This is a genomic window from Mycobacterium sp. IDUB_1, from assembly GCF_055419625.1.
Window position 1 is genome coordinate 144,983 of sequence record NZ_JBVAYA010000002.1, and the last position, 20,881, is coordinate 165,863.

Below are 20,881 nucleotides of genomic sequence, written 5' to 3' on the forward strand. Positions count from 1 at the left end.
CCTAGATCATGGCCGTTCGCCGTGCTGCCGATCCGGAAAAGACCCGCGCCGCCGTGGCGGCGGTGGCGCAGTGGCTGCGCGATGAGCACGCCGAAGCCCCGCCGCGCCCCCAGCTGGCGGAAGCGGTGCGCGCAACGGCCAGAACGCTCGCGGCCGTGGCGCCCGGTGCATCCGTCGAAGTCAGAGTTCCGCCGTTCGTCGCGGTCCAGTGTGTCGACGGGCCACGCCACACCCGCGGCAACCCGCCCAACATCGTCGAAACGGACCCCCGCACCTGGCTGTTGCTCGCCACCGGGCTGTGCACCCTCGACGACGCGGCCGCTGCCGGTGCGATCGCGCTGTCCGGCTCACGAGCTCGCGAGATCGCGGCGGCGCTACCGATCGTCGCGCTGCCGCAGTGACAGGGGAATCGGCGCGCGCTCAGGGTGGTTGACGTGTACGGCGCGGCGAGATTCCGCGTTTGGCCTCGGTTCACCGTAGACTGACGGCCGTCACCCACCGCCCCTAGGGAGCAGCGACGATCGTGACCGCCGAGCAGCCCGAGCAGCAAGAGAACGAGCCTCGAGAAGAGTGCGGAGTCTTCGGAGTCTGGGCACCCGGCGAGGAAGTGGCCAAACTCACGTACTACGGCCTGTATGCCCTGCAGCACAGGGGCCAGGAAGCAGCGGGCATCGCGGTGGCCGATGGCTCACAGGTGCTGGTCTTCAAGGATCTCGGTCTGGTGAGTCAGGTCTTCGACGAGCAGACGCTCGCCGCGATGCCCGGGCACGTCGCCGTCGGACACTGCCGGTACTCCACCACCGGCTCCACCACGTGGGAGAACGCCCAGCCGGTGTTCCGTAACACCGCTGCGGGTACCGGCGTCGCGCTGGGGCACAACGGCAACCTCGTCAACACCGCCGAGTTGGCCGCGCGGGCCCGCGACGAAGGCCTGATGGGCAACCGCGGCACGGTGGCGGCCACCACCGACTCCGACATCCTCGGCGCGTTGCTGGCGCACGGCGCGGCGGACTCCTCGCTCGAACAGGCCGCGCTGGAGCTGCTGCCGACGGTGCGCGGCGCCTTCTGCTTGACCTTCATGGACGAGAACACCCTGTACGCCGCGCGCGACCCTTACGGCGTGCGTCCGCTGTCTCTCGGCCGGCTCGACCGCGGCTGGGTGGTCGCCTCGGAGACCGCCGCTCTCGACATCGTCGGCGCGTCCTTCGTGCGTGACATCGAACCCGGCGAGCTGCTCGCCATCGACGCCGACGGCGTGCGGTCCGCCCGGTTCGCCAATCCCACACCCAAGGGCTGCGTGTTCGAGTACGTCTACCTGGCCCGGCCCGACAGCACCCTCGTCGGCCGCTCAGTGCACGCGACCCGCGTCGACATCGGCCGCCGGCTCGCGCGCGAGAGCGCCGTCGACGCCGACCTCGTGATCGGCGTGCCCGAGTCGGGGACGCCGGCCGCTGTCGGTTACGCCCAGGAATCCGGCATCCCCTACGGCCAGGGCCTGATGAAGAACGCCTACGTCGGCCGTACCTTCATCCAGCCGTCCCAGACCATCCGTCAGCTCGGTATCCGGCTCAAGCTCAATCCGCTCAAAGACGTGATCCGCGGTAAGCGGCTCATCGTCGTCGACGACTCCATCGTCCGCGGCAACACCCAGCGCGCCCTGATCCGGATGCTGCGCGAGGCGGGCGCCGTCGAGGTGCACGTGCGGATCGCCTCCCCGCCGGTGAAATGGCCCTGCTTCTACGGCATCGACTTCGCGACCCCGGCCGAGCTGATCGCCAACGCGGCGAACGCCGACGGCGCCGGCGAGGAGATGCTCGACGCGGTCCGCCACGCGATCGGCGCCGACACCCTGGCCTACATCTCCCAGCAGGGCATGATCTCGGCCACCGAGCAGCCCGCAACGCGTCTGTGCTCGGCCTGCTTCGACGGCAACTACCCGATCGAACTGCCCGGCGAGACCGCGCTCGGCAAGAACGTGATCGAGCACATGCTCGCCACCGCGGCGCGCAGCGGCATCCCGCTCACGCCGGAGAACGACAACGCCTCGGCGCTTCGTCGGCCTTGACGCCTCCGGCGTCGTGCTGCCGTTGACGCCTCCGGCGTCGAAAATCACTGCGGCGCAGTAACCTTACTGAAGCGCAGCAGGTGCCTGCGTCCGGTGTGATCCTCTTTCAACGCGGCCACCACGGCATCGCGGTAGGAGGTCAACCCGGCCGCCGGCGGCGGGATCACCGCGTCGATGTCCCGCTCGTGGCAGATCGCGTCGCATTCCAACGACTCCACCAAAGGACGCGCCAAGCCCGCCTTGATCGGCGTCACCAGACCCACCCACAGACTCGCGATCGTCGGCGTCAAGAACGGCAGCACCACCATCACGCGCCGGCGCAGACCCGCGACATCGGCGTAGGTCTGCATCGCATCCCCGTACTCCATGACGTCGGGCCCGCCCACATCCCACGTGCGCGACTCCGGCACATCCGCGCCGGCCGCTTCGGCGAGGTAGTACAGCACGTCGTCGATCGAGATCGGCTGGATCTTGTTGTGCACCCACTTCGGCGTCGTCATCACCGGCAACCTGTCGGTGAGGTGACGCACCATCTCGAAGGACGCCGAACCCGACCCGATCACGATGCCTGCCTGCAACACCACCGTCTCGATCGACGAGGCCAGCAGGATCTCCCCGACCTCGACCCGCGACCCCAAGTGGCGCGACAGGTCGGCACCCTCGGGATGCAGACCGCTCAGATACACAATGCGGCGCACACCCGCCTTCTCGGCCGCGGCCACCACATTGCGCGCCGATTCGGCCTCCTCGGCGACGAAATCCTTGGACGTGCCCATCGAATGCACCAGGTAGTAGACGACGTCCATCCCGTCGAACGCCGCCACCAACGATTCCCGCTTGGTCAGATCGCCCGTTACCACCTCGACCTGGCCGCGCCACGGCGCGGTGTCCAGCTTCGCCGGCTTGCGCGCCATCGCCCTCACCACATGACCCCGCCCGAGCAGCTCGGGCACCAACAGCCCGCCGATGTACCCGGTCGCACCCGTCACCAGGGACTTGATCTGCTCAGCCGACACCAGCACTCCGTTCGTCGCCGACACTCACAAGGTCTTCGGTGCCGATGCGTAGCTGGATGCCCCGTAACAGCCGAATCAACCGGAACCGGGAAGCGCGCAGCCCGGATCGGGCGCGTCGACGACGAGCGCGAGGTCCGGCGGATCCGCCGGGTTCGCGTACAGCACCCACATGACCAGCGGGTCCGGACCGTCGTTGCGGCCGGCGTGCACGTACCCCGGGCCGCTGCGCTCCGTGGTCGTCGACCCGGTGGGGTAAACCCCGTCGACCGAGCAGTCCGCGGAATAGTGGGTCAGCGTGCCGGAACGCACCACCCCGAACACGTTGCCCGGGTGGTAATGCCAGCCAGTGCCCCCACCCGGGGCGATCGTCAGCAGCTTGGCGACATAGTGGCTGCCTTCGGCCGTCGAATCCGACAGAGTGACGGCGTCGACACCGACACCGGGCGTTGCCCCCGCTGCGCCCGGAGTGACCACCACCGCGGCCAGTGCGGCGATCGCCGGCACCACCGCACACCATCGCCGCATTCGTGCCACGGTCGTCAGGGTCGCACGGCAGAGACCACCACGAGTGCAAGACCGCACACGTCGGCCGGCGACGTACCGGCCACGGTCGCCGAGCGGTAGCCTTATGGCCGATGACCGATCGCGCCGAACAACACGGCATTTCCTACGCGTCGGCAGGGGTCGACATCGAAGCAGGCGACCGCGCCGTCGAGCTGTTCAAACCCCTCGCCAAAAAGGCCACCCGACCCGAGGTCCTGGGTGGCCTCGGCGGGTTCGCCGGCCTGTTCGCCCTCCGCGGCGGCTACCGCGAACCACTGCTCGCCTCTTCGACCGACGGCGTCGGCACCAAGCTCGCCGTAGCCCAGGCGATGGACAAGCACGACACCGTGGGCATCGACCTCGTCGCGATGGTGGTCGACGACCTCGTGGTGTGCGGAGCCGAACCGCTGTTCCTGCAGGACTACATCGCCGTCGGGCGCACCGTCCCCGAACGCGTCGCCGAGCTGGTGGGCGGCATCGCGGAGGGCTGCGTCGCGGCCGGATGCGCGCTTCTCGGCGGTGAGACGGCAGAGCATCCCGGCCTGATGGCGCCGGACCACTACGACATCTCCGCGACCGGCATCGGCGTCGTCGAGGCCGACGACGTGCTGGGCCCTGACCGTGTCCGCCCCGGCGACGTGGTCATCGCGATGGCGTCGACCGGCCTGCACTCCAACGGGTACTCCCTGGCCCGGCACGTGCTGCTGGAGATCGACCACATGAACCTGGCCGGCCACGTCGAAGAGTTCGGCCGCACCCTCGGCGAAGAGCTGCTGGAGCCCACGCGCATCTACGCCAAGGACTGTCTGGCGCTGGCCGCCGAAACGCAGGTGCGCACGTTCTGCCACGTCACCGGCGGTGGACTGGCCGGAAACCTGGAACGGGTCATCCCGCCCGGTCTGGTCGCCCATCTGGACCGCGGTACCTGGACACCAGCACCCGTGTTCGCCATGATCGCCCAGCGCGGCCGCATCGAACGCGTCGAAATGGAGAAGACGTTCAACATGGGCGTCGGGATGGTGGCCGTTGTCGCGCCGGAGGACACCGACCGCGCATTGGCCGTACTGACCGCTCGTCACCTGAGCTGCTGGACCCTCGGAACTATCGAGAAGGGCAGCAAGGACGCGTCACGAGCGGTGCTCGTGGGCCAACACCCCCGATTCTGACCAGGGGCGTGGGACACACCGGCGGCTAGGGCCGCCAGTCGTCCTCGTCTACCCAGCGATCGTCCGATGGGACGTCACCGCCGAGGCGGTCGTCGTCACCACCGGCCAGCTCGCGCTGGAGCCGCTCGAAATCAGTCTGCGGTGAGCTGTACTTGAGCTCACGAGCAACCTTGGTCTGCTTTGCCTTTGCCCGGCCGCGGCCCATGGGGGAACCCCCTCGCGCAATAACGGAGCGGCCTAATTGCTAGGCGGCTCCGATCTGAGTGTGTCTATTGTCCTGCTGACACTTTACCGTGCCGAACGCCGCAGCGCTGGCAGGCCCCGTTTTGGCTCGGTCACCGCGCGGCGCCCCGCAGCCGGTCGACCGCCAACCTGCCTGCTCCCGCCACATCGGCGGCCGGCAGGGAATCGGGATCGATGGCCGCCGACACCGCCACCTCGCCGCCGGTCACCAGCTCGGTGTCCGCCGTGAGGCCACGCTTGAGCAGCGCCAGCGCGATCGGCCCCTCGTCGACGTGCTCGACCACGGTGCCCAGCCGGCCCACGGTGCGGCCACCGGCCAGCACCGGGTCGCCCGTCTCCGGCCGATCACCGGCACCGTCGAGATGCAGCAGCACGAGCATGCGCGGCGGCTTGCCGAGGTTGTGCACCCGCGCGACGGTCTCCTGGCCCCGGTAGCACCCCTTGTCCAAATGCACCGCCGATCCGATCCACCCCACCTCGTGCGGGATCGTGCGCTCGTCGGTGTCCACGCCCAGGCGCGGCTGCAGCGCCGCCACCCGATGCGCTTCGTACGCCCACACCCCGGCGCGGCGCACGCCGGCCGCCTCCAGCCGCTGCAGATACGCTGCCGCCTGATCACGCGGCACGACGAGGTCGACCTCGTCGGTGGCGCCCGGCAGCGCGCGCAGGAAGCCGCCGTCCGGCAATGCGACGGCCGTACCGGGGACCGGCAACGCCGGCACCCCGATCGCCTCGAGGACCGCTGTCTCGGCCACCGCGGGGCCCACCAGCGACAACACCGCAAGGTCCGCGGGCTCCACGACCACGTCGGCCCAGAAGACCATCCTGCGCAGGAAGGTCAACAGCGGCTCGCCACGCCACGGTTCGGTGTCGAGGATCGTGACGCCGTCGAGCTGCGTCTGCAGCCAGTGATCTTCGACACGCCCCTGCCCGTCGAGACTGAGATTCTCCGTCACCGCACCGTCGGGGAGATCGCTGACGTGCTGGCTGGAAATGGTGTGCAGCCAGCTCCTGCGCTCCGCTCCGGTGAGTTTCAGTACGGCCCGGTGCGACCGGTCCACCACGATCGCACCCTGGGCGGCCGCGCGCTGCTCACCCAGCGGATCGCCGTGATGCCAGACCGCGCCGGAATCGGGTCCGTTCTCGGGCGCGGGAACCGCGGAGGTGTGGGAAGACATACCTCAACTCTACGAGCCGGCGGTTCACGCGCGCGGCTACGCTGATGCCCCATGGCCGGACTCAGCGTGGTGGTCTCCCTCGACGCCGGCGTCGTCGATCCGTCTGCGCCGCTGCTGCACGCCGACGACCTCGCCGCGGTGCGCGGCGACGGGATCTTCGAGACGCTGCTGATCCGCGAGGGCAGACCCTGCCTGCTCGAGGCGCATCTCGCGCGACTCACGCACTCGGCGCACCTGATGGACCTGCCCGCCCCCGACCTGCCGGCGTGGAGGTCTGCGATCGACCAGGCCGTGACCCGATGGCTCACCGGCGGCGGCGACGAAGGCGTGCTGCGCCTGGTGTACAGCCGCGGCAGGGAAAGCGAGCCGACCGGAACCTCCTACGCGACCATCGGCCCGCTGGCCCCGCGTGTGGCCGAGGCTCGCCGCGCCGGCGTGGCCGCGCTGACGCTCGACCGCGGCCTCGCCTCGAACGCTGACGAGAGCATGCCGTGGCTCGTCGCCGGAGCCAAGACGCTGTCCTACGCCGTCAACATGGCCGCCCTGCGCCACGCCGAGCGGAACGGTGCCGGCGACGTCATCTTCGTCAGCACCGACGGCAACGTCCTCGAAGGCCCCCGCTCGACTGTCGTCATCGCCACGACCTCCGACGACGGCCGGCCCTGCCTGCTGACGCCACCGCCCTGGTATCCGATCCTGCGCGGCACCACGCAGCGGGCGCTGTTCGAGGTGGCGCGCACGGCCGGCTACGACTGCGACTACCAGGCCCTGAGGCCCGCCGATCTGTTGACCGCACAGGGGGTGTGGCTGGTATCGAGCATCACGCTGGCGGCGCGTGTACACACCCTGGACGGCACTGCGCTGGCTCCTGCACCGATGGCCGCCGACGTCGCTGCTCTGGTCGACGCCGCCATCCTCAGCGATCGCTGACAGAGTAATTCCCTTGTCGCGCAGCCGGAGCGCGAGTACCTTCGCCTGTACACAGGGAAGGAGGTGGTCCGACAAATTGATTGACTTATGGACATGTGAGGTGGCTGCGAGCTAGCAGCGCCGGGGAGCGCTTGACGCCTACTGCGCGCGCTGGCGAATTCCCCGCGGCCACCCGGCCCCCGAGCCCCTCGGTTGAGTCCGACCGAGGACAACGGCTCGGGGGCTGCTCCGTTTCTGGGGCCGGCTATCCACGTCAGGCGAGCAGGAGGATCAGTTCGGCCTGCAGATGTCCGAAGACGAATCCAAGGGCTGCGCCCAGCACGACGATTATCCATTCGTCGTCCTTGAACGCCGGCCGCAGAAGGTTCTCGTAGGCCTGAGAATCGAGATCCTTCATCTTCTCGATCATCGTCTCCTCCAGCGCAAGCCGCTCCCGCAGGTAACCCTCCATGTAGCTGGATGTCTCAGGCAGCGTGGCGATCACCGCGGCCGCGACGTCGCGCTTCATCTCCTGGTACTGCCGGCTCCCGACCAAGTTGATCACCCTGACCGCCGGCCCCAGTTGATTGTCGATGGTCTTACGGACCTCGCCGTCGATGATGTCGTAGAACTTGTCCGACATCGGGCCGGTCAGCATGCTCTCCATGATCGCCTGCGGGGTGAAGATCTCTCGGGCCATGAGCCCCGCGTAGCCGCGGATCACGTCGTCGCGTTCGGCCTGGAATACGCCCTGCCACTTGATGCCAGGGAAAACGGTGCGACGCTGCAGCGGACGGAAGATCATCTGCAGCGCCACATAGTCGGTCAGGCCGCCGGTGATCAGTCCGAACAGGGGCAGGGTCCAGGTCCAGCCCGTCACGCCGAAAACGACGACCTGGACCAGTCCGATGATGAAGCCGAACCACAGACCTGCGCGCACCAGAAAGCGGAACGCCGATCGGCCGATGTCCTGGAAGACGTTGTTCAGCTTGACCTTGTCGCGGACGAGGTTCGTCACGACCATGTGCTTGATATCGAAGATCTGGTCGACCCGACCGCGCAGTTCGTCGAACATGTCGCGCGCCAGCGAGGGGATGCGCTTGTCGACGTTGGCCACGATGAGGTCTTTGACCTGGTCCGGGGTGGCGCGCCAAACCTGCGGCTGCATTGCCATCATCATCGTGTCGACGATGTCGGCCGCGGTTGCATGCAGCGGCTCCGACAGCTCCGCGGCCATCTCCTCAGGATCGATCCGGTCGAACATCTCCTCCGGTTTGATGATGCCGGACGTGAGTGAATCAACCGCGACGGCAGCCATTTTCGGCGCTCGCTTTGGAATCTGCCCCTGCCAGCCGAGATAGGGCTTGATGCCTTTGAACTCGACCGGATAGAACATCATCTTGAGCGCCAGAATTTTCGTCGCCCACCCCACCAGCGCCGCGCCGAGGGGGATCATGACGTACACCCACCACGGATGGGTGAATGCGTTGTCCAACATGGCGGTCACGTCGCTGCCTCCCACAGTTCGCTGCCCAGATCGCTGATCCGGACCGTTCTGCGCAGCACCCGCGCCGAGCGGATCCCGCGTCGTGCACGGAACATCGCGGCGTTGACCGCACTGTCGGTGAGCAACATCTCGTAGTCGTCGTGCATCGCCGACCCACCCTCCGGCCCGATCTCGGCCAATCCGGCATGGACGAGGCGGGTGACGTACAACGGCGTGTGGTGGGGCAGGGCGACCCCCGCCGCGCGTCCGACTGTGGAGGCGTTCATCAGAACGACCGGGCTACTGGTACCCAGGGTCGGTTCGAAGACGTCGATCACGGGATAGGCCGTGCCATCGGACAACGCCGCCAGGATGCGTGCCTCGTCGGGCACCAGGTTCTGCAAGATCGCGATGTGAAGTGCTGTTCGGCTCTCTACGGGCCGAAGGTCTATCGACTGTGCGAGAAGCGCGCGCAGCAATGCGGATGGCGTCGTCAGCGGCTCGTCGATCGCGAGATCGGTGGCCGAGTCGGTGACGGGCGGAGGATCCAGTTCGGCGAGGTGCGCCCTCACCGCACGCACCGCAATTCGCTCGGCCTCGGTGAGCGCGTCGAGCACGGCTTCTAACATCCCTCGGGAGGCGACGGCCTGCGGCGCCCGCAACAACACCATGATTAAACCGGGGACTACCGCCACCATTTGACGCCGCCTCCCCGCATTCGTGGGATGGTAGACCACGCTGACCGCGGGAACAGGCAACTTGCGGATCGGTTGAACATCGTCATGTGTCAGCCCGCGAAATGGGTTGCGCTGAACCGGCACACGCGGCGCGACGTGCACTAAGTTGTCGTAGGCGACGAGGCGAGTGCAGCCGCGGACCGGATATCTAGCCGGCTGGACCCGGGGCCAGCGACGAACACTCCTTCATCGCGGCTTCCCACGTCGCCGGATTCACACCGGCCGGCGGGCCGGTCATCGGCCCAGGTGCGCTCGGCATCCCGTGCTGGCTCAGGCAGTACGCCAACGACCCATGCCCGACGCTGGGCGACACCGTGGTCGACGACGGGGCGGGCTGCTGCTGGGCAGGGGATGAGCACGCCGTGGAGTACGCCAAGGCCATGCCTGCCGCGCACACCGCCGCGGCCGTCGCGCGCCGCACTAACCGACGAACCGAGCCAGGCGGGCGGACAAATGCGGAACGAGGCCGCCGTCCGCGTCGACCCGCTCTTCGACATAGGCCAGATCGCCGCCGTCGACGATCCCGTACAGCCGCTTCGCGCCGCCCACGAGAATCCCGGACTTGCTCCTCGCCAACGCGTCGGTGACCAGCTCCCACGACGACTGGTTGAGCGGCCGGCCGTAGAACAACTCCACGTAGCCCGCAGAGTGCGCCAGCAGCAGCTCGATGGCCTGCGATTCACCCGGATCGCCGGGATCGTCGACGAAACGCCAGAAACCCGTCTCCCGCAGCGTCTGGCCGTCGTACTCGCCGTCGTCCGTCAGCCGCCAGGAGCGCGCTTCCCAGTTCAGGTAGTCGGCGCCGTCGTGGGACACCACGATCTGCTGTCCGAACCGGTAATCGCCGTGCGAACCGCGCCCCTCACCTTCGCCGCGCCACACCCCGACCAGAGGCAGCAGGGCCAGTAGGCGATCGTCGAGATCGGCGCCTTCACGCAGGTTGGCCGTGTCGGCGGGTACCGGAAGGTCGCCGAACGACGGAATGTTGCGCGTGGCGGTCTGCCGGGCGCGCTCGGCAGCAGCGGCGACCGCCTCGTCGCCAGAGGTCACGACTCGTCGGTGATCAGCCGGTACAGCGCATACAGCGCGAACCACGTGATCACCACGACGGCCGCGACGAGCAGAAGTTCGTAGAACAGCACCACGGGGGAGAGTCTAGCTTCCGCTCAGCGGTCAGCTGGAATCAGCTGACCTTGCTCTCCCATTCGGGGCAGAAGGCGCCGGTGGCCGCCCCGACGAAGTAACCGGCCTGATAGTCGGACCAGTCGGTGACGCTGGTCAGATCGGCGACTTCTTGCTCGAACGTGGCGCCGTTCTCCCAGTCCTGACAGACCGCGCGGCCGGTGTCGAGCACCTGCTGGGTCTTGTCCGAGGGCCAGGTGATGCCGCCCTTGCCGATCACCGTCAGGAAATCGCCTTCGGGATCCGCGAGAGCGGCAGGCGCGCTGATCAAGGCAACCGAGGCGAACGCCGCGGCCGCAGCAAAGGCGATGGTGATCTTCATTGTCGGGTCCTCGAAGGTGGTGGCCTACGCGGGTACGCGGGCAGTGCACCTATCGTCGCCGACATCAGCTAATCGCGCAGGACTTTCACAGCAAGATCAAGAGGGACTTGCCAGGGAGTCGCGCCCCGAGGGGCGCGACTCCCGTCGTCACGATCTACGCGGTGCCTGATGGCGCGACTCCTACGTCGTCACGCGACCTTGACGTCGACCTCGTGGATCCCGGCGCCCGAGGGCGCCACGGTCGCATCGCCGTTGCCGACCTTCGACAGCGCGCGCAGCGTCCATGTGCCCGGCGCGGCGAAGAACCGGAAGTCACCGGTCGCCGACGCGACGACCTCGGCGGTGAACTCGTCAGAGCTGTCGAGAAGCCGCACGAACGCTCCGCCGACGGCCTGACCCGAACCGTCCACCACACGGCCGGTGATGACCGTTTCCTTCTCCAGGTCGACGCTCGCGGGCAACGTCAGTCCTTGCTTCGGTGCAGAGCACATATCAACTTCCCAACTCGATCGGGGCGCCCACCAGGGAGCCATATTCCGTCCAACTGCCGTCGTAGTTCTTGACGTTCTTGTGGCCCAACAGTTCCTGCAGCACGAACCAGGTGTGCGACGAGCGCTCCCCGATGCGGCAGTAGGCGATGGTCTCCTTCTCGCCGTCCAGGCCGGCGTCGGCGTAGAGCTTGGTCAGGTCCTCGTCGGACTTGAAGGTGCCGTCCTCGTTGGCCGCCTTGCTCCACGGCACGTTGATGGCCGACGGGATGTGCCCGGCACGCTGGCTCTGCTCCTGCGGCAGGTGCGCCGGCGCCAGGATCTTCCCGGAGAACTCGTCAGGAGAGCGCACGTCGACCAGGTTCTTGGTGCCGATCGCGGCGATGACCTCGTCACGGAACGCGCGGATGCTCGTGTCCGGTTCCTTGGCGGTGTAGCTGGTGCTCTCGCGGGTCACCGTGTCCGTGGACAGCGGGCGGGCGTCGAGCTCCCACTTCTTGCGGCCGCCGTCGAGCAGCTTGACGTCCTCATGGCCGTACAGCTTGAAGTACCAGTAGGCGTAGGCGGCGAACCAGTTGTTGTTGCCACCATAGAGCACCACGGTGTCGTCATTGCTGATTCCCTTGTCCGACAACAGCTTCGAGAACTGCTGCTGGTCGACGAAGTCGCGCTTGACCGGATCCTGCAGATCAGTCTTCCAGTCGAGCCGGATCGCGCCCGGGATGTGCCCGGTGTCGTACGCGCTGGTGTCTTCGTCGACCTCGACGAAAACGGTGTTCGGCGCGTCGAGATTGCTCTCGGCCCAGTCTGCTGTGACCAGGACGTCGGAGCGTGCCATGGAGGAGATCCTTTCGACTACGAATGAGTGGGTATGAGGCGGAGGAACAACGGATAGAGCTGGCAGCCAAGGCAGATGCCGAAGGCTGCGTTGAGAAATGCTGCGGCCAGGGCGAACCCGGTGGCCACCAGCCCGAGCGTCGGCAGCCCGGCGACGAAGGCGGCAACACCGACTGCGGCGAATACCAGGCCAAGCGCTTGGGCGAACTTCAGCGGAGGGACCGGTTCCCGCTGCGTGACGGGTCCCAGGCGCGGTGCGACGAGACGCGCGAACAGCGCCCCGTAGGGGTGCCGCCTCGGACCGAGCGTGGCGCCAACGGCGAACGCGACCGCCTGGGCGGCGAGCAGCGCCGCGGCGAGCGTGGTGCTGACGGTCGACACGAGCAAGGTGGCGACCAGGACGGCGGTGGTGACCCACGCAACGAAGCGCGGACCGCGGACGTCGACCTGGTCCGGTACGCGGTTCTGCGTGGTGTTCGACACGTGCGACATAGAAATACTCCTGTTGTCTGGACTGGCTGGTGCGGCTCGCGACGAGACCGCCGGAGAGTGCGACGCGAAGGACCGCGCAGCTACTCAGCAGCTACGACAACAACAGCAACAACCCGCGACGCGGCACAGATCGACTGCGCGGCGCTTGGTGAGCCGGAGCTCGAAACGGGATGGCACGGCTGACAGCTTACCGAATGACAGGGTGATCAAGCCAACAGCGGCAACAGCGCGGACCGCAGGTCAGCGGCCGTCGGCACGCCGGACGCCCGATACCGCTGCCGCCCCTCGGCGTCGAACACGAACGTCGTCGGTAGAGACAGCACGGAAAGGCGGCGGGCGGCTTCGGGATTGGCGTCCATGTCGATCTCCACGTGGGCGACTTCGGGCAGTCCCGCGCACACCTGGTCGACGACGCGGCGCACCCCCGCGCACGGACCGCACCACACCGCCCCGAAGTGCACGATCGTCGGTCCGGTGCCCGAAAGACCCAACTCGCTGGTGTCCACCGCAGGCGCATCCTCGGTCGCCGTCATCACGCCCGCGCGCCGGTTGAGCAGCCGGCCGACGACGACCGCGAGGCCGATCGCAACGATCAGCACCGCGATCACGGCCATCCACGAAGAGCTCATGACAATCTGAACTCGTCAAGGGGCACCGTTACTCCCTCGGCGATGCCCTCGATGATCACGTCGGAGCCGCGGGCGCCCTCGCTGGTCGGCGCGATCCCGAACGGCAGCTTCTGTCCGGGCAGCTCGGTGGAGAACGCGGCCAGCACCGCCGCCAGCTTGTCGGCCGGGACGTCCTGATCGGCTGTGCCTGGTCCGGTCAGCACTCCGGTCGCGGTCACCGTCAACGTCGTCTTGGCGGGTCCGGTCACCGACAGGTCGACGGCGATGCTCACGCGCTCGTCGACACCCGCCTGGCGTGGGGTGCCGGTGAAGACGACGCCCTTGTTGCTGGAAATGCCGGACTCGGTCGTTCCGCCGGTCGAATCGTTGGTCTCCCGGGTGGGCGCTTCCACCAGCAGATCGGGGATTCCCATGAAACGGCCGACGTGGGTGGAGTCGATGATGATGCGGCTTTCCACCTTGCCCACGGGCAGCGTTGCGTCCGGGCCGATCAGCCAGGAATCGCCCAGATCCACCGAATGAAGGGTCGCCTCCAGCGAGGCCTTGCCGACCACGGCGTGATCAACGCCACTGGCCTTGATCTCCACTTCGCTGTAGTGGTGATCGGCCGCCTGGGTCAGGAAAGGGAAGCCGAGGATCGCCACGGAGGGGTCCCACTGGAGGTCTGCAGCCGTGCGCACGCTTCTGGCCAGGCGGTATTCGGCATAGATCGCGGTTCCGAAATCTGCTCCGAGCGCACCGAGGAGGACCACGACCAGCGTGGCGATGGCACCGACGACGAACCTGCGCACGCCGACATTGTTGCCCACGACATCGCCGTCTCCCGTTCGGCGCGGCTTAAGAGCAGGTGGCACGCTATCGTTAGGAAACCATCGGCCGAGTAACGGACGTATGTCAGACATGAATCTGGGAAGTCACCGCGCGACAAAGGCGTACCGGCGAGGTCTCAGATGATCTCCACGGCGCTGGAGGGGACAGTTGGACCTACTACTACTGACTGTTGACCCGCATCCCGAATCCGTCCTGCCCTCGTTGTCGCTTCTGGCGCACAATGTGCGGACGGCGCCCACCGAAGTGTCGTCTTTGCTGGAAGCCGGAACCGCGGATGTGGCGATCGTCGACGCCCGCACCGACCTGGCTGCCGCGCGCGGCCTGTGCCGGCTCCTCGGCACCACCGGAACGGCCGTTCCCGTCGTCGCCGTCGTCAACGAAGGCGGCCTCGTCGCCGTCAACGTGGAGTGGGGCTTGGACGAGATCCTGCTGCCCAGCACCGGCCCCGCAGAGATCGATGCCCGGTTGCGGCTGCTCGTCGGCCGCCGAGGCGGGATGGCCAACCAGGAGAACGTGGGCAAGATCAGCCTCGGGGAACTGGTGATCGACGAGGGGACGTACACGGCCCGCTTGCGTGGTCGCCCGCTCGACCTCACCTACAAGGAATTCGAGCTGCTGAAGTACCTCGCTCAGCACGCGGGCAGGGTGTTCACCCGGGCGCAGTTGCTGCAGGAAGTGTGGGGCTACGACTTCTTCGGCGGCACCCGCACGGTCGACGTGCACGTCCGACGCCTGCGCGCCAAGCTGGGCACCGAGTACGAGTCGCTGATCGGCACGGTGCGCAACGTCGGCTACAAGGCCGTCCGCCCCGCCCGGGGGCGTCCCCCGGCCGCGGATGCCGACCTGGCTGAGGACATGGACGAAGACCCCTACGACGAGGACGTCACCGACATGGACGGTCTGGATCACGCCGACGTCCCCGGAGCGCCCGCCGACGCTCTGCGCAGAACGTGACGACGGTCGGCTGGCGCGAGCGGCTCTCCGACCACCAACAGCACCTCGTCCGCGATCTCATCTCCGCGGCTGCGCAGCACGACGGGATCGCCCCCGTCGGTGATCAGGTCCTCCGCGAACTGGCCCACGATCGCACCCGGCACCTGCTCGCCGAGGACGCCGGCGGTGTGCAGGGTTATCTCAATCTGGCGCCCGCCGGCGACGACGCTCCGGCGATGGCCGAGCTCGTCGTGCACCCCGAGGCCCGGCGGCGCGGTATCGGCACGGAGATGATCGACGTCGGCCTGCCCGCCGGCGGGGAAGACACCCGCATCTGGGCCCACGGCAACCTCGCGCCGGCCCGAGCCACCGCCCACGCTCTCGACCTCGTCGTGGTGCGCGAGCTGTGGCAGATGCGACGGAGCCTGGCCGACCTGCCCCCGACGCCAGCGCCGGAAGGCGTGCGGATCACCACCTACTCCGGCCCGGCCGACGACGCCGACCTCCTGCGGGTGAACAACGCCGCGTTCGCCTGGCACCCCGAACAGGGCGGCTGGACCGACGCCGACATCGCCGAACGGCGGACCGAATCCTGGTTCGACCCGGCTGGGCTGTTCCTGGCCTACGACGAGACCAGTGGTGAACTTCTCGGATTCCATTGGACCAAAACACATTCCGACACTTTGGGGGAGGTGTACGTGGTGGGCGTCGACCCGTCCGCGCAGGGCCGCGGCCTGGGCGCCGCGCTCACCCTCACCGGCCTGCACCACCTCGCCGACCGACTGGCCGTCCCCGGCCGCGACGCCGAGGTGATGCTCTACGTCGAATCGGACAACACCGCCGCGGTGAAGACCTACCGACGATTGGGTTTCGAGGTCGCAATCGTCGATGCGGCCTACAGCCGCCGCACGGCCGATCACCTGTGAAATCGCTGTACCTGTTCACCTCTCGTTCACTCGTCATCCCCAATGCGTCAACTACCGCCGCATAGCTTCCCGAGTGAGCTCGGAGCCGCACCGGCCGCCGACACACGTGGATGACGAAAGTGGGATCAGTGAAGCGCAGGAGCATCGGCAAGACGTTCGGCACGACGGTCTCGGTCGCGGCGGTCGCCGCGATCACCCTCGCCGGATGCGGCAGCGACAACAACGCGCCGGCGGCAGGCTCGGGCTCGCAGACCGCGTCGGGAAGCAGCTCAGCCCCCGCCGACTGCGGTGGCAAGAACTCACTGACCGCCGAAGGTTCGACCGCTCAGCAGAATGCCGTCGCCCTGTTCAATCAGGTCTGGGGCCAGAAGTGCCAGGGCAAGAACCTGTCCTACAACCCGACCGGTTCCGGCGCGGGCCGTGAGCAGTTCATCGCCAAGACCGTCGACTTCGCCGGTTCGGATTCGGCGCTCTCGGGCGACCAGATCGCCGCTGCCGCGCAGCGCTGCGGTGGCAACCCGGCGTGGAACCTGCCCCTGGTGTTCGGGCCCATCGCGATGGCCTACAACCTCGACGGCGTCGACAAGCTGGTGCTCAACGGCGACACCCTGGCCAAGATCTTCCAGGGCCAGATCACCAAGTGGAACGACCCGGCGATCGCGGCGCTGAACAGCGGTGCGACCCTGCCGGACACCGCGATCACCCCGATCTACCGCTCCGACTCCTCGGGCACCACCGACAACTTCCAGAAGTACCTGAAGGCCGCCGCACCCGAGTCCTGGACCAAGGACGCCGGCAGCGAGTTCCAGGGCGGCGCCGGTGAGGGCGCCTCGAAGTCCGCGGGCGTCACGCAGGCCGTGCAGGCCACGCCCGGCTCGATCGGCTACGTCGAGAAGGGCTTCGCCCAGCAGGCGGGGCTGAAGTACGCCCAGATCGACACCGGTGCCGGCGCGGTCGAGCTGACCGACGAGACCGCAGGCAAGGCGATCGACGCCGCGAAGTTCGCCGCCGAGGGCAACGACCTGACCCTCGACCTGAACTCGCTGTACGGGACCAAGGAAGCCGGGGCCTACCCGCTGGTGCTGGCCACCTACGAGATCGTCTGCTCGGCCGGGTACGACGCGGACACCTCTGCGGCGGTCAAGTCGTTTTTGACCGTGGCCGCCAACGACGGCCAGGGCGGACTGTCGAGCGCCGGCTACGTGCCGCTGCCCGAGCAGTTCAAGGAGCGGCTGCTGACGTCCATCGACGCCATCAAGTAACCCCTGTTCGCTGGCGCGGTAACGAGTTCGAGGCGAGGATGGGTGCCAGACACCGATGACGTTCAACAGTATCGAGAAGGGTTCTGACGGAACTTCTGTGACTATCCCCAATCCGACGGGCGCGGGGTCGGGTGAGGCCCTGGCCGCACCCCACCCCGAGCCGACGCCGATCTCCACTGACCCTTCGCGCAACGGCGTGGTGCGCCTGGGCGACCGGATCTTCCGCGGACTGGCCGAGGGCTCAGGCGTTCTGATCGTCGCGATCATCGCCGCGATCGGGTTCTTCCTGCTCTGGCGGGCGATCCCCGCGCTGGCGCGCAACGAGCAGAACTTCTTCCTGTACGGCGGGAACTGGATCACCACCGACACCTCGGCCATGCAGTTCGGCATCCTGGACCTGTTGCAGGTCACCGTGTTCGTGTCGGTGTTCGCACTGGTCCTGGCCATGCCGATCGCGTTGGGTATCGCGATTTATCTGACGAACTACGCGCCCAAGCGGGTGGTCGGTCCGCTCGCCTACATGGTGGATCTGCTCGCCGCGGTGCCGTCGATCATCTACGGCGTGTGGGGCCTCTACGTGCTCGCGCCGGTGATCAGGCCGGTCGCGTTGTGGCTCAACGAAAACGTCGGGGCTTGGTTCTTCCTGTTCGGGACGGGCAACGCCTCGGTCGCCGGCGGCGGCACGATCTTCACCGCCGGAATCGTGTTGGGGGTGATGATCCTTCCGATCATCACCGCTGTCACGCGCGAGGTGTTCGTCCAGACGCCGCGCGGACAGATCGAGGCGGCGCTGGCACTCGGCGCGACGCGCTGGGAGGTGGTGCGCACCACCGTGCTTCCGTTCGGGATGTCGGGATACATCAGCGGCGCGATGCTCGGCCTGGGTCGCGCGCTCGGTGAGACGATCGCCCTGCTGATCATCCTGCGCGGCACACAGTCCGAGTTCGGCTGGACGCTGTTCGATGCCGGCTACACGTTCGCCAGCAAGATCGCCGCTGCCGCATCGGAATTCAACGACCAGTACAAGGCGGGCGCCTACATCGCGGCCGGCCTCGTGCTGTTCATCCTGACCTTCGTGGTGAATTCGCTGGCCCGCGCCGCGGTCTCCGGAAAGGACCGGTCTGCATCATGAGTTCGCCGACGCTGGACCGCCCCGTCAAAGCTCCGACGTTCCAGGGCGTCAGCACACGCCGCAAGGTCACCAACACCGTGGCGACCGTCCTGGTGACGGCCTCGGTCGTCGTGGCCCTGGTGCCGCTGCTCTGGGTGCTCTACACCGTGGTGGCCAAGGGGATCGGCGTGATCACCTCCAGCACGTGGTGGATGAACTCCCAGGCGGGCATGACAGCGTTCGCCGCCGGCGGCGGCGCCTATCACGCGATCGTCGGCAGCCTCCTGCAGGCCGCGGTGTGCGCGGTGATCTCGATCCCGATCGGCGTGTTCGTCGGTATCTATCTCGTCGAGTACGGCGGCGGCACCAGATTGGGCAAGCTCACCACGTTCATGGTCGACATCCTCACCGGTGTGCCGTCGATCGTCGCGGCGCTGTTCATCTACGCGCTGTGGGTGGCGACGTTGGGGTTCGAGCGGTCGGGTATCGCCGTGTCGCTTGCCTTGGTGCTGTTGATGATTCCGGTCATCGTGCGCTCCACCGAGGAGATGCTGCGCATCGTCCCGATGGATCTCCGCGAGGCGAGTTACGCACTGGGCGTGCCGAAATGGAAGACGATCGCGGCCATCGTGATCCCGACTGCGATGTCGGGGATCGTCACCGGCATCCTGCTGTCCCTGGCCCGCGTGATGGGTGAGACGGCTCCGCTGCTGATCCTGGTGGGCTACTCGCAGGCCATCAACTTCGACATGTTCAGCGGGTTCATGGGGTCGCTGCCCGGCATGATGTACGACCAGACCTCCGCCGGGGCCGGCGCCAATCCGGTTCCCACCGACCGAATGTGGGGCGCGGCGTTGACGTTGATCATCGTCATCGCGCTGCTCAACGTCGGCGCTCGATTCATCGCCAAGTTCTTTTCCCCCAAGAAGGTCTAGGAGACAACACCGTGGCCAAGCGTCTCGATCTGAAAGACGTCAACATCTACTACGGCGCCTTCCACGCCGTCGCCGACGTGTCGATGTCGGTGCCGCCGCGCAGCGTCACGGCGTTCATCGGACCCTCGGGCTGTGGCAAGTCGACGGTGCTGCGCACGCTCAACCGGATGCACGAAGTCATCCCGGGCGCGCGCGTCGAAGGCTCGGTCCTGCTCGACGGTGAGGACATCTACGGCGCCGGCGTCGACCCGGTCGGTGTGCGCAAGACCATCGGCATGGTGTTCCAGCGGCCGAATCCGTTCCCCACCATGTCGATTCGTGACAACGTGGTGGCGGGACTCAAGTTGCAGGGCGTGCGCAACAAGAAGACCCTCGACGAGGTGGCTGAGCGCTCCCTCAAGGGCGCGAACCTGTGGACCGAGGTGAAGGACCGGCTGGACAAGCCCGGCGGCGGGCTCTCCGGCGGGCAGCAGCAGCGGCTCTGCATCGCCCGGGCGATCGCCGTGCAGCCCGACGTGCTGCTGATGGACGAGCCGTGCTCCGCGCTGGACCCGATCTCGACGCTGGCGATCGAGGACCTCATCGCCGAGCTGAAGCAGGACTTCACGATCGTGATCGTCACCCACAACATGCAGCAGGCCGCCCGCGTGAGCGATCAGACGGCGTTCTTCAACCTCGAGGCGACGGGCAAGCCGGGCAAGCTCATCGAGATCGACGACACCGAGAAGATCTTCTCGAATCCGACGCAGAAGGCGACCGAGGACTACATCTCCGGCCGCTTCGGCTGAGGCTTGCCGGGGCCTCCTCCCGTCAGCAGACCCGGCCAACAGACACGAAATCGCCCCATCTCTCGCGAAATGGGGCGATTTTGCGTCTGCTCGCGGGGAGTACTCGCGCGGGGCCTCAGCGGGAGGCCGGCAGCTCCGCTTCGTCGGGCGACTGCCCCGTCACCTGGAAGATGACGCGGCGTGCGATCTCCACGGCGTGGTCGGCGAAGCGCTCGTAGAAGCGGCCCAACAGTGTCACGTCGACCGCCGCGGCCACGCCGTAGCGCCATTCGCGGTCCATCAGCACGGTGAACAGGTGACGATGCAGGTCGTCCATCGCGTCGTCCTCTTCGCGGATGCGCGCCGCCTTCTCCGGATCACGCGATACCAACACCTCTCGGGCGCTCTGGCCGAGTTCGACTGCGACGCGGCCCATTTCGGCGAAGTAGCCGTTGACCTCTTCGGGCAGCGCGTGCTGAGGATGACGGCGCCGGGCGATCTTGGCGACGTGGAGGGCCAGCGCACCCATCCGGTCGACGTCGGCCACGATCTGGATCGAGCTGACGATCGCGCGAAGGTCGCCGGCGACCGGGGCTTGCAGCGCCAGCAGCACGAACGCGCTCTCCTCGGCTCGCACGCTCATCGAGACGATTTGTTCGTGGTCGGTGATCACCTGCTCGGCGAGGGCGAGGTCGGCTTGCAGCAGGGCTTGCGTGGCGCGCTCCATGGCAGCACCCGCGAGTCCGCACATCTCGCCGAGCTGGGCGCTGAGGCCTTCGAGCTGCTCGTGGTAAGCGGTACGCATGACCAAAAGCCTACGGGT

The 20,881-nt window shown here is 67.6% G+C and carries 26 protein-coding genes; 10 read left to right on the top strand and 16 right to left on the bottom strand.

The window, feature by feature from the left end:
- Positions 1 to 8 precede the first annotated feature (8 nt).
- On the top strand, positions 9 to 401 hold the full coding sequence (locus ACZYYX_RS13430) for a sterol carrier family protein (protein WP_463815023.1): 393 nt from the start codon (positions 9 to 11) through the stop codon (positions 399 to 401).
- A gap of 122 nt (positions 402 to 523) precedes the next feature.
- Positions 524 to 2,065, top strand: coding sequence for an amidophosphoribosyltransferase (purF, locus tag ACZYYX_RS13435; protein ID WP_463815024.1), 1,542 nt, complete (start codon positions 524 to 526; stop codon positions 2,063 to 2,065).
- A gap of 44 nt (positions 2,066 to 2,109) precedes the next feature.
- On the opposite strand, the gene ACZYYX_RS13440 is transcribed toward purF, so the two are convergent.
- Both ACZYYX_RS13440 and ACZYYX_RS13445 read right to left on the bottom strand, forming a co-directional pair.
- Complete coding sequence (locus tag ACZYYX_RS13440) at positions 2,110 to 3,081, bottom strand: NAD(P)H-binding protein (RefSeq protein ID WP_463815026.1); 972 nt, start codon at positions 3,079 to 3,081, stop codon at positions 2,110 to 2,112.
- 75 nt (positions 3,082 to 3,156) lie between these two features.
- Positions 3,157 to 3,606 (bottom strand): cupin domain-containing protein, encoded by a 450-nt coding sequence (locus tag ACZYYX_RS13445; RefSeq protein ID WP_463815786.1) that lies wholly within the window; start codon positions 3,604 to 3,606, stop codon positions 3,157 to 3,159.
- 110 nt (positions 3,607 to 3,716) lie between these two features.
- On the opposite strand from ACZYYX_RS13445, the gene purM reads away from it, so the two are divergent.
- Positions 3,717 to 4,790, top strand: a complete 1,074-nt coding sequence (purM, locus tag ACZYYX_RS13450; RefSeq protein ID WP_463815028.1) for a phosphoribosylformylglycinamidine cyclo-ligase — start codon at positions 3,717 to 3,719, stop codon at positions 4,788 to 4,790.
- Between the two features lie 25 nt (positions 4,791 to 4,815).
- Here the strand turns inward: purM and ACZYYX_RS13455 are convergent, their stop codons facing one another.
- Together ACZYYX_RS13455 and ygfZ are read right to left on the bottom strand one after the other, a co-directional pair.
- A complete protein-coding gene (locus ACZYYX_RS13455) occupies positions 4,816 to 4,995 on the bottom strand; it encodes a DUF3073 domain-containing protein (protein ID WP_335332929.1) in 180 nt (59 codons plus the stop codon).
- A 130-nt stretch (positions 4,996 to 5,125) separates the two neighbouring features.
- Entirely contained in the window at positions 5,126 to 6,211 is a 1,086-nt protein-coding gene (gene ygfZ / locus ACZYYX_RS13460; RefSeq protein ID WP_463815029.1) for a CAF17-like 4Fe-4S cluster assembly/insertion protein YgfZ, read from the bottom strand.
- A gap of 51 nt (positions 6,212 to 6,262) precedes the next feature.
- On the opposite strand from ygfZ, the gene ACZYYX_RS13465 reads away from it, so the two are divergent.
- On the top strand, positions 6,263 to 7,141 hold the full coding sequence (locus ACZYYX_RS13465) for an aminodeoxychorismate lyase (RefSeq protein ID WP_463815030.1): 879 nt from the start codon (positions 6,263 to 6,265) through the stop codon (positions 7,139 to 7,141).
- Positions 7,142 to 7,394: 253 nt separating this feature from the next.
- Here ACZYYX_RS13465 and ACZYYX_RS13470 read toward each other — a convergent pair whose 3' ends face one another.
- The 11 genes from ACZYYX_RS13470 to lmeA all read right to left on the bottom strand — a co-directional run bounded on the left by ACZYYX_RS13470 (position 7,395) and on the right by lmeA (position 14,102).
- Positions 7,395 to 8,627 (bottom strand): DUF445 domain-containing protein, encoded by a 1,233-nt coding sequence (locus ACZYYX_RS13470; RefSeq protein ID WP_463815031.1) that lies wholly within the window; start codon positions 8,625 to 8,627, stop codon positions 7,395 to 7,397.
- Positions 8,624 to 9,277 carry an Abi-alpha family protein gene (locus ACZYYX_RS13475; protein WP_463815032.1) on the bottom strand — a complete coding sequence of 218 codons (654 nt, stop codon included), beginning with the start codon at positions 9,275 to 9,277 and terminating at the stop codon, positions 8,624 to 8,626. Before ACZYYX_RS13475 ends, ACZYYX_RS13470 begins: the two co-directional genes overlap by 4 nt.
- 214 nt (positions 9,278 to 9,491) lie before the next feature.
- Positions 9,492 to 9,764, bottom strand: coding sequence for a hypothetical protein (locus ACZYYX_RS13480; RefSeq protein WP_463815033.1), 273 nt, complete (start codon positions 9,762 to 9,764; stop codon positions 9,492 to 9,494).
- Positions 9,764 to 10,393: a heme-binding beta-barrel domain-containing protein gene (locus tag ACZYYX_RS13485; RefSeq protein WP_463815034.1), complete on the bottom strand. Its 630-nt coding sequence runs from the start codon at positions 10,391 to 10,393 to the stop codon at positions 9,764 to 9,766. The genes ACZYYX_RS13480 and ACZYYX_RS13485 overlap by 1 nt, the downstream gene beginning before the upstream one ends.
- A gap of 133 nt (positions 10,394 to 10,526) precedes the next feature.
- Positions 10,527 to 10,847, bottom strand: a complete 321-nt coding sequence (locus ACZYYX_RS13490) for a DUF732 domain-containing protein (RefSeq protein WP_463815035.1) — start codon at positions 10,845 to 10,847, stop codon at positions 10,527 to 10,529.
- Positions 10,848 to 11,035: 188 nt separating this feature from the next.
- Entirely contained in the window at positions 11,036 to 11,338 is a 303-nt protein-coding gene (locus ACZYYX_RS13495; protein WP_335332926.1) for a DUF1416 domain-containing protein, read from the bottom strand.
- 1 nt (position 11,339) lies between these two features.
- A complete protein-coding gene (locus ACZYYX_RS13500) occupies positions 11,340 to 12,173 on the bottom strand; it encodes a sulfurtransferase (RefSeq protein WP_463815036.1) in 834 nt (277 codons plus the stop codon).
- Positions 12,174 to 12,190: 17 nt separating this feature from the next.
- On the bottom strand, positions 12,191 to 12,664 hold the full coding sequence (locus ACZYYX_RS13505; protein WP_463815037.1) for a DUF4395 domain-containing protein: 474 nt from the start codon (positions 12,662 to 12,664) through the stop codon (positions 12,191 to 12,193).
- An 84-nt stretch (positions 12,665 to 12,748) separates the two neighbouring features.
- On the bottom strand, positions 12,749 to 12,841 hold the full coding sequence (locus ACZYYX_RS13510) for an Ms5788A family Cys-rich leader peptide (RefSeq protein WP_463815038.1): 93 nt from the start codon (positions 12,839 to 12,841) through the stop codon (positions 12,749 to 12,751).
- 29 nt (positions 12,842 to 12,870) lie between these two features.
- Positions 12,871 to 13,293 carry a thioredoxin family protein gene (locus ACZYYX_RS13515; RefSeq protein ID WP_463815039.1) on the bottom strand — a complete coding sequence of 141 codons (423 nt, stop codon included), beginning with the start codon at positions 13,291 to 13,293 and terminating at the stop codon, positions 12,871 to 12,873.
- Positions 13,290 to 14,102, bottom strand: a complete 813-nt coding sequence (lmeA, locus tag ACZYYX_RS13520) for a mannan chain length control protein LmeA (RefSeq protein ID WP_463815040.1) — start codon at positions 14,100 to 14,102, stop codon at positions 13,290 to 13,292. Before lmeA ends, ACZYYX_RS13515 begins: the two co-directional genes overlap by 4 nt.
- A 169-nt stretch (positions 14,103 to 14,271) precedes the next feature.
- Between lmeA and ACZYYX_RS13525 the strand changes: the two genes are divergently transcribed.
- From ACZYYX_RS13525 to pstB, 6 genes are all read left to right on the top strand, one after another.
- Entirely contained in the window at positions 14,272 to 15,078 is an 807-nt protein-coding gene (locus ACZYYX_RS13525) for a winged helix-turn-helix transcriptional regulator (RefSeq protein ID WP_463815041.1), read from the top strand.
- Positions 15,075 to 15,983 (top strand): mycothiol synthase, encoded by a 909-nt coding sequence (mshD, locus tag ACZYYX_RS13530; RefSeq protein ID WP_463815042.1) that lies wholly within the window; start codon positions 15,075 to 15,077, stop codon positions 15,981 to 15,983. The genes ACZYYX_RS13525 and mshD overlap by 4 nt, the downstream gene beginning before the upstream one ends.
- Positions 15,984 to 16,111: 128 nt before the next feature.
- On the top strand, positions 16,112 to 17,245 hold the full coding sequence (gene pstS, locus ACZYYX_RS13535; RefSeq protein ID WP_463815043.1) for a phosphate ABC transporter substrate-binding protein PstS: 1,134 nt from the start codon (positions 16,112 to 16,114) through the stop codon (positions 17,243 to 17,245).
- Positions 17,246 to 17,300: 55 nt separating this feature from the next.
- Positions 17,301 to 18,377, top strand: coding sequence for a phosphate ABC transporter permease subunit PstC (gene pstC, locus ACZYYX_RS13540; protein WP_463815044.1), 1,077 nt, complete (start codon positions 17,301 to 17,303; stop codon positions 18,375 to 18,377).
- Positions 18,374 to 19,291 (top strand): phosphate ABC transporter permease PstA, encoded by a 918-nt coding sequence (pstA, locus tag ACZYYX_RS13545; protein ID WP_463815045.1) that lies wholly within the window; start codon positions 18,374 to 18,376, stop codon positions 19,289 to 19,291. The genes pstC and pstA overlap by 4 nt, the downstream gene beginning before the upstream one ends.
- 11 nt (positions 19,292 to 19,302) lie before the next feature.
- Positions 19,303 to 20,079 carry a phosphate ABC transporter ATP-binding protein PstB gene (pstB, locus tag ACZYYX_RS13550; protein WP_463815046.1) on the top strand — a complete coding sequence of 259 codons (777 nt, stop codon included), beginning with the start codon at positions 19,303 to 19,305 and terminating at the stop codon, positions 20,077 to 20,079.
- Between the two features lie 115 nt (positions 20,080 to 20,194).
- Here the strand turns inward: pstB and phoU are convergent, their stop codons facing one another.
- Entirely contained in the window at positions 20,195 to 20,863 is a 669-nt protein-coding gene (phoU, locus tag ACZYYX_RS13555; RefSeq protein WP_463815047.1) for a phosphate signaling complex protein PhoU, read from the bottom strand.
- Positions 20,864 to 20,881 lie beyond the last annotated feature (18 nt).

Coding starts and splice junctions, on each gene's coding strand:
- phoU (WP_463815047.1), bottom strand. CDS start 20,863: ATGCGTACCGCTTACCACGAGCAGCTCGAAGGCCTCAGCGCCCAGCTC.
- ACZYYX_RS13475 (WP_463815032.1), bottom strand. CDS start 9,277: ATGGTGTTGTTGCGGGCGCCGCAGGCCGTCGCCTCCCGAGGGATGTTA.
- ACZYYX_RS13515 (WP_463815039.1), bottom strand. CDS start 13,293: ATGAGCTCTTCGTGGATGGCCGTGATCGCGGTGCTGATCGTTGCGATC.
- ACZYYX_RS13490 (WP_463815035.1), bottom strand. CDS start 10,847: ATGAAGATCACCATCGCCTTTGCTGCGGCCGCGGCGTTCGCCTCGGTT.
- ACZYYX_RS13455 (WP_335332929.1), bottom strand. CDS start 4,995: ATGGGCCGCGGCCGGGCAAAGGCAAAGCAGACCAAGGTTGCTCGTGAG.
- ACZYYX_RS13465 (WP_463815030.1), top strand. CDS start 6,263: ATGGCCGGACTCAGCGTGGTGGTCTCCCTCGACGCCGGCGTCGTCGAT.
- ACZYYX_RS13495 (WP_335332926.1), bottom strand. CDS start 11,338: ATGTGCTCTGCACCGAAGCAAGGACTGACGTTGCCCGCGAGCGTCGAC.
- pstA (WP_463815045.1), top strand. CDS start 18,374: ATGAGTTCGCCGACGCTGGACCGCCCCGTCAAAGCTCCGACGTTCCAG.
- ACZYYX_RS13430 (WP_463815023.1), top strand. CDS start 9: ATGGCCGTTCGCCGTGCTGCCGATCCGGAAAAGACCCGCGCCGCCGTG.
- pstC (WP_463815044.1), top strand. CDS start 17,301: ATGACGTTCAACAGTATCGAGAAGGGTTCTGACGGAACTTCTGTGACT.
- purM (WP_463815028.1), top strand. CDS start 3,717: ATGACCGATCGCGCCGAACAACACGGCATTTCCTACGCGTCGGCAGGG.
- ACZYYX_RS13505 (WP_463815037.1), bottom strand. CDS start 12,664: ATGTCGCACGTGTCGAACACCACGCAGAACCGCGTACCGGACCAGGTC.
- ACZYYX_RS13445 (WP_463815786.1), bottom strand. CDS start 3,606: ATGCGGCGATGGTGTGCGGTGGTGCCGGCGATCGCCGCACTGGCCGCG.
- ACZYYX_RS13500 (WP_463815036.1), bottom strand. CDS start 12,173: ATGGCACGCTCCGACGTCCTGGTCACAGCAGACTGGGCCGAGAGCAAT.
- ygfZ (WP_463815029.1), bottom strand. CDS start 6,211: ATGTCTTCCCACACCTCCGCGGTTCCCGCGCCCGAGAACGGACCCGAT.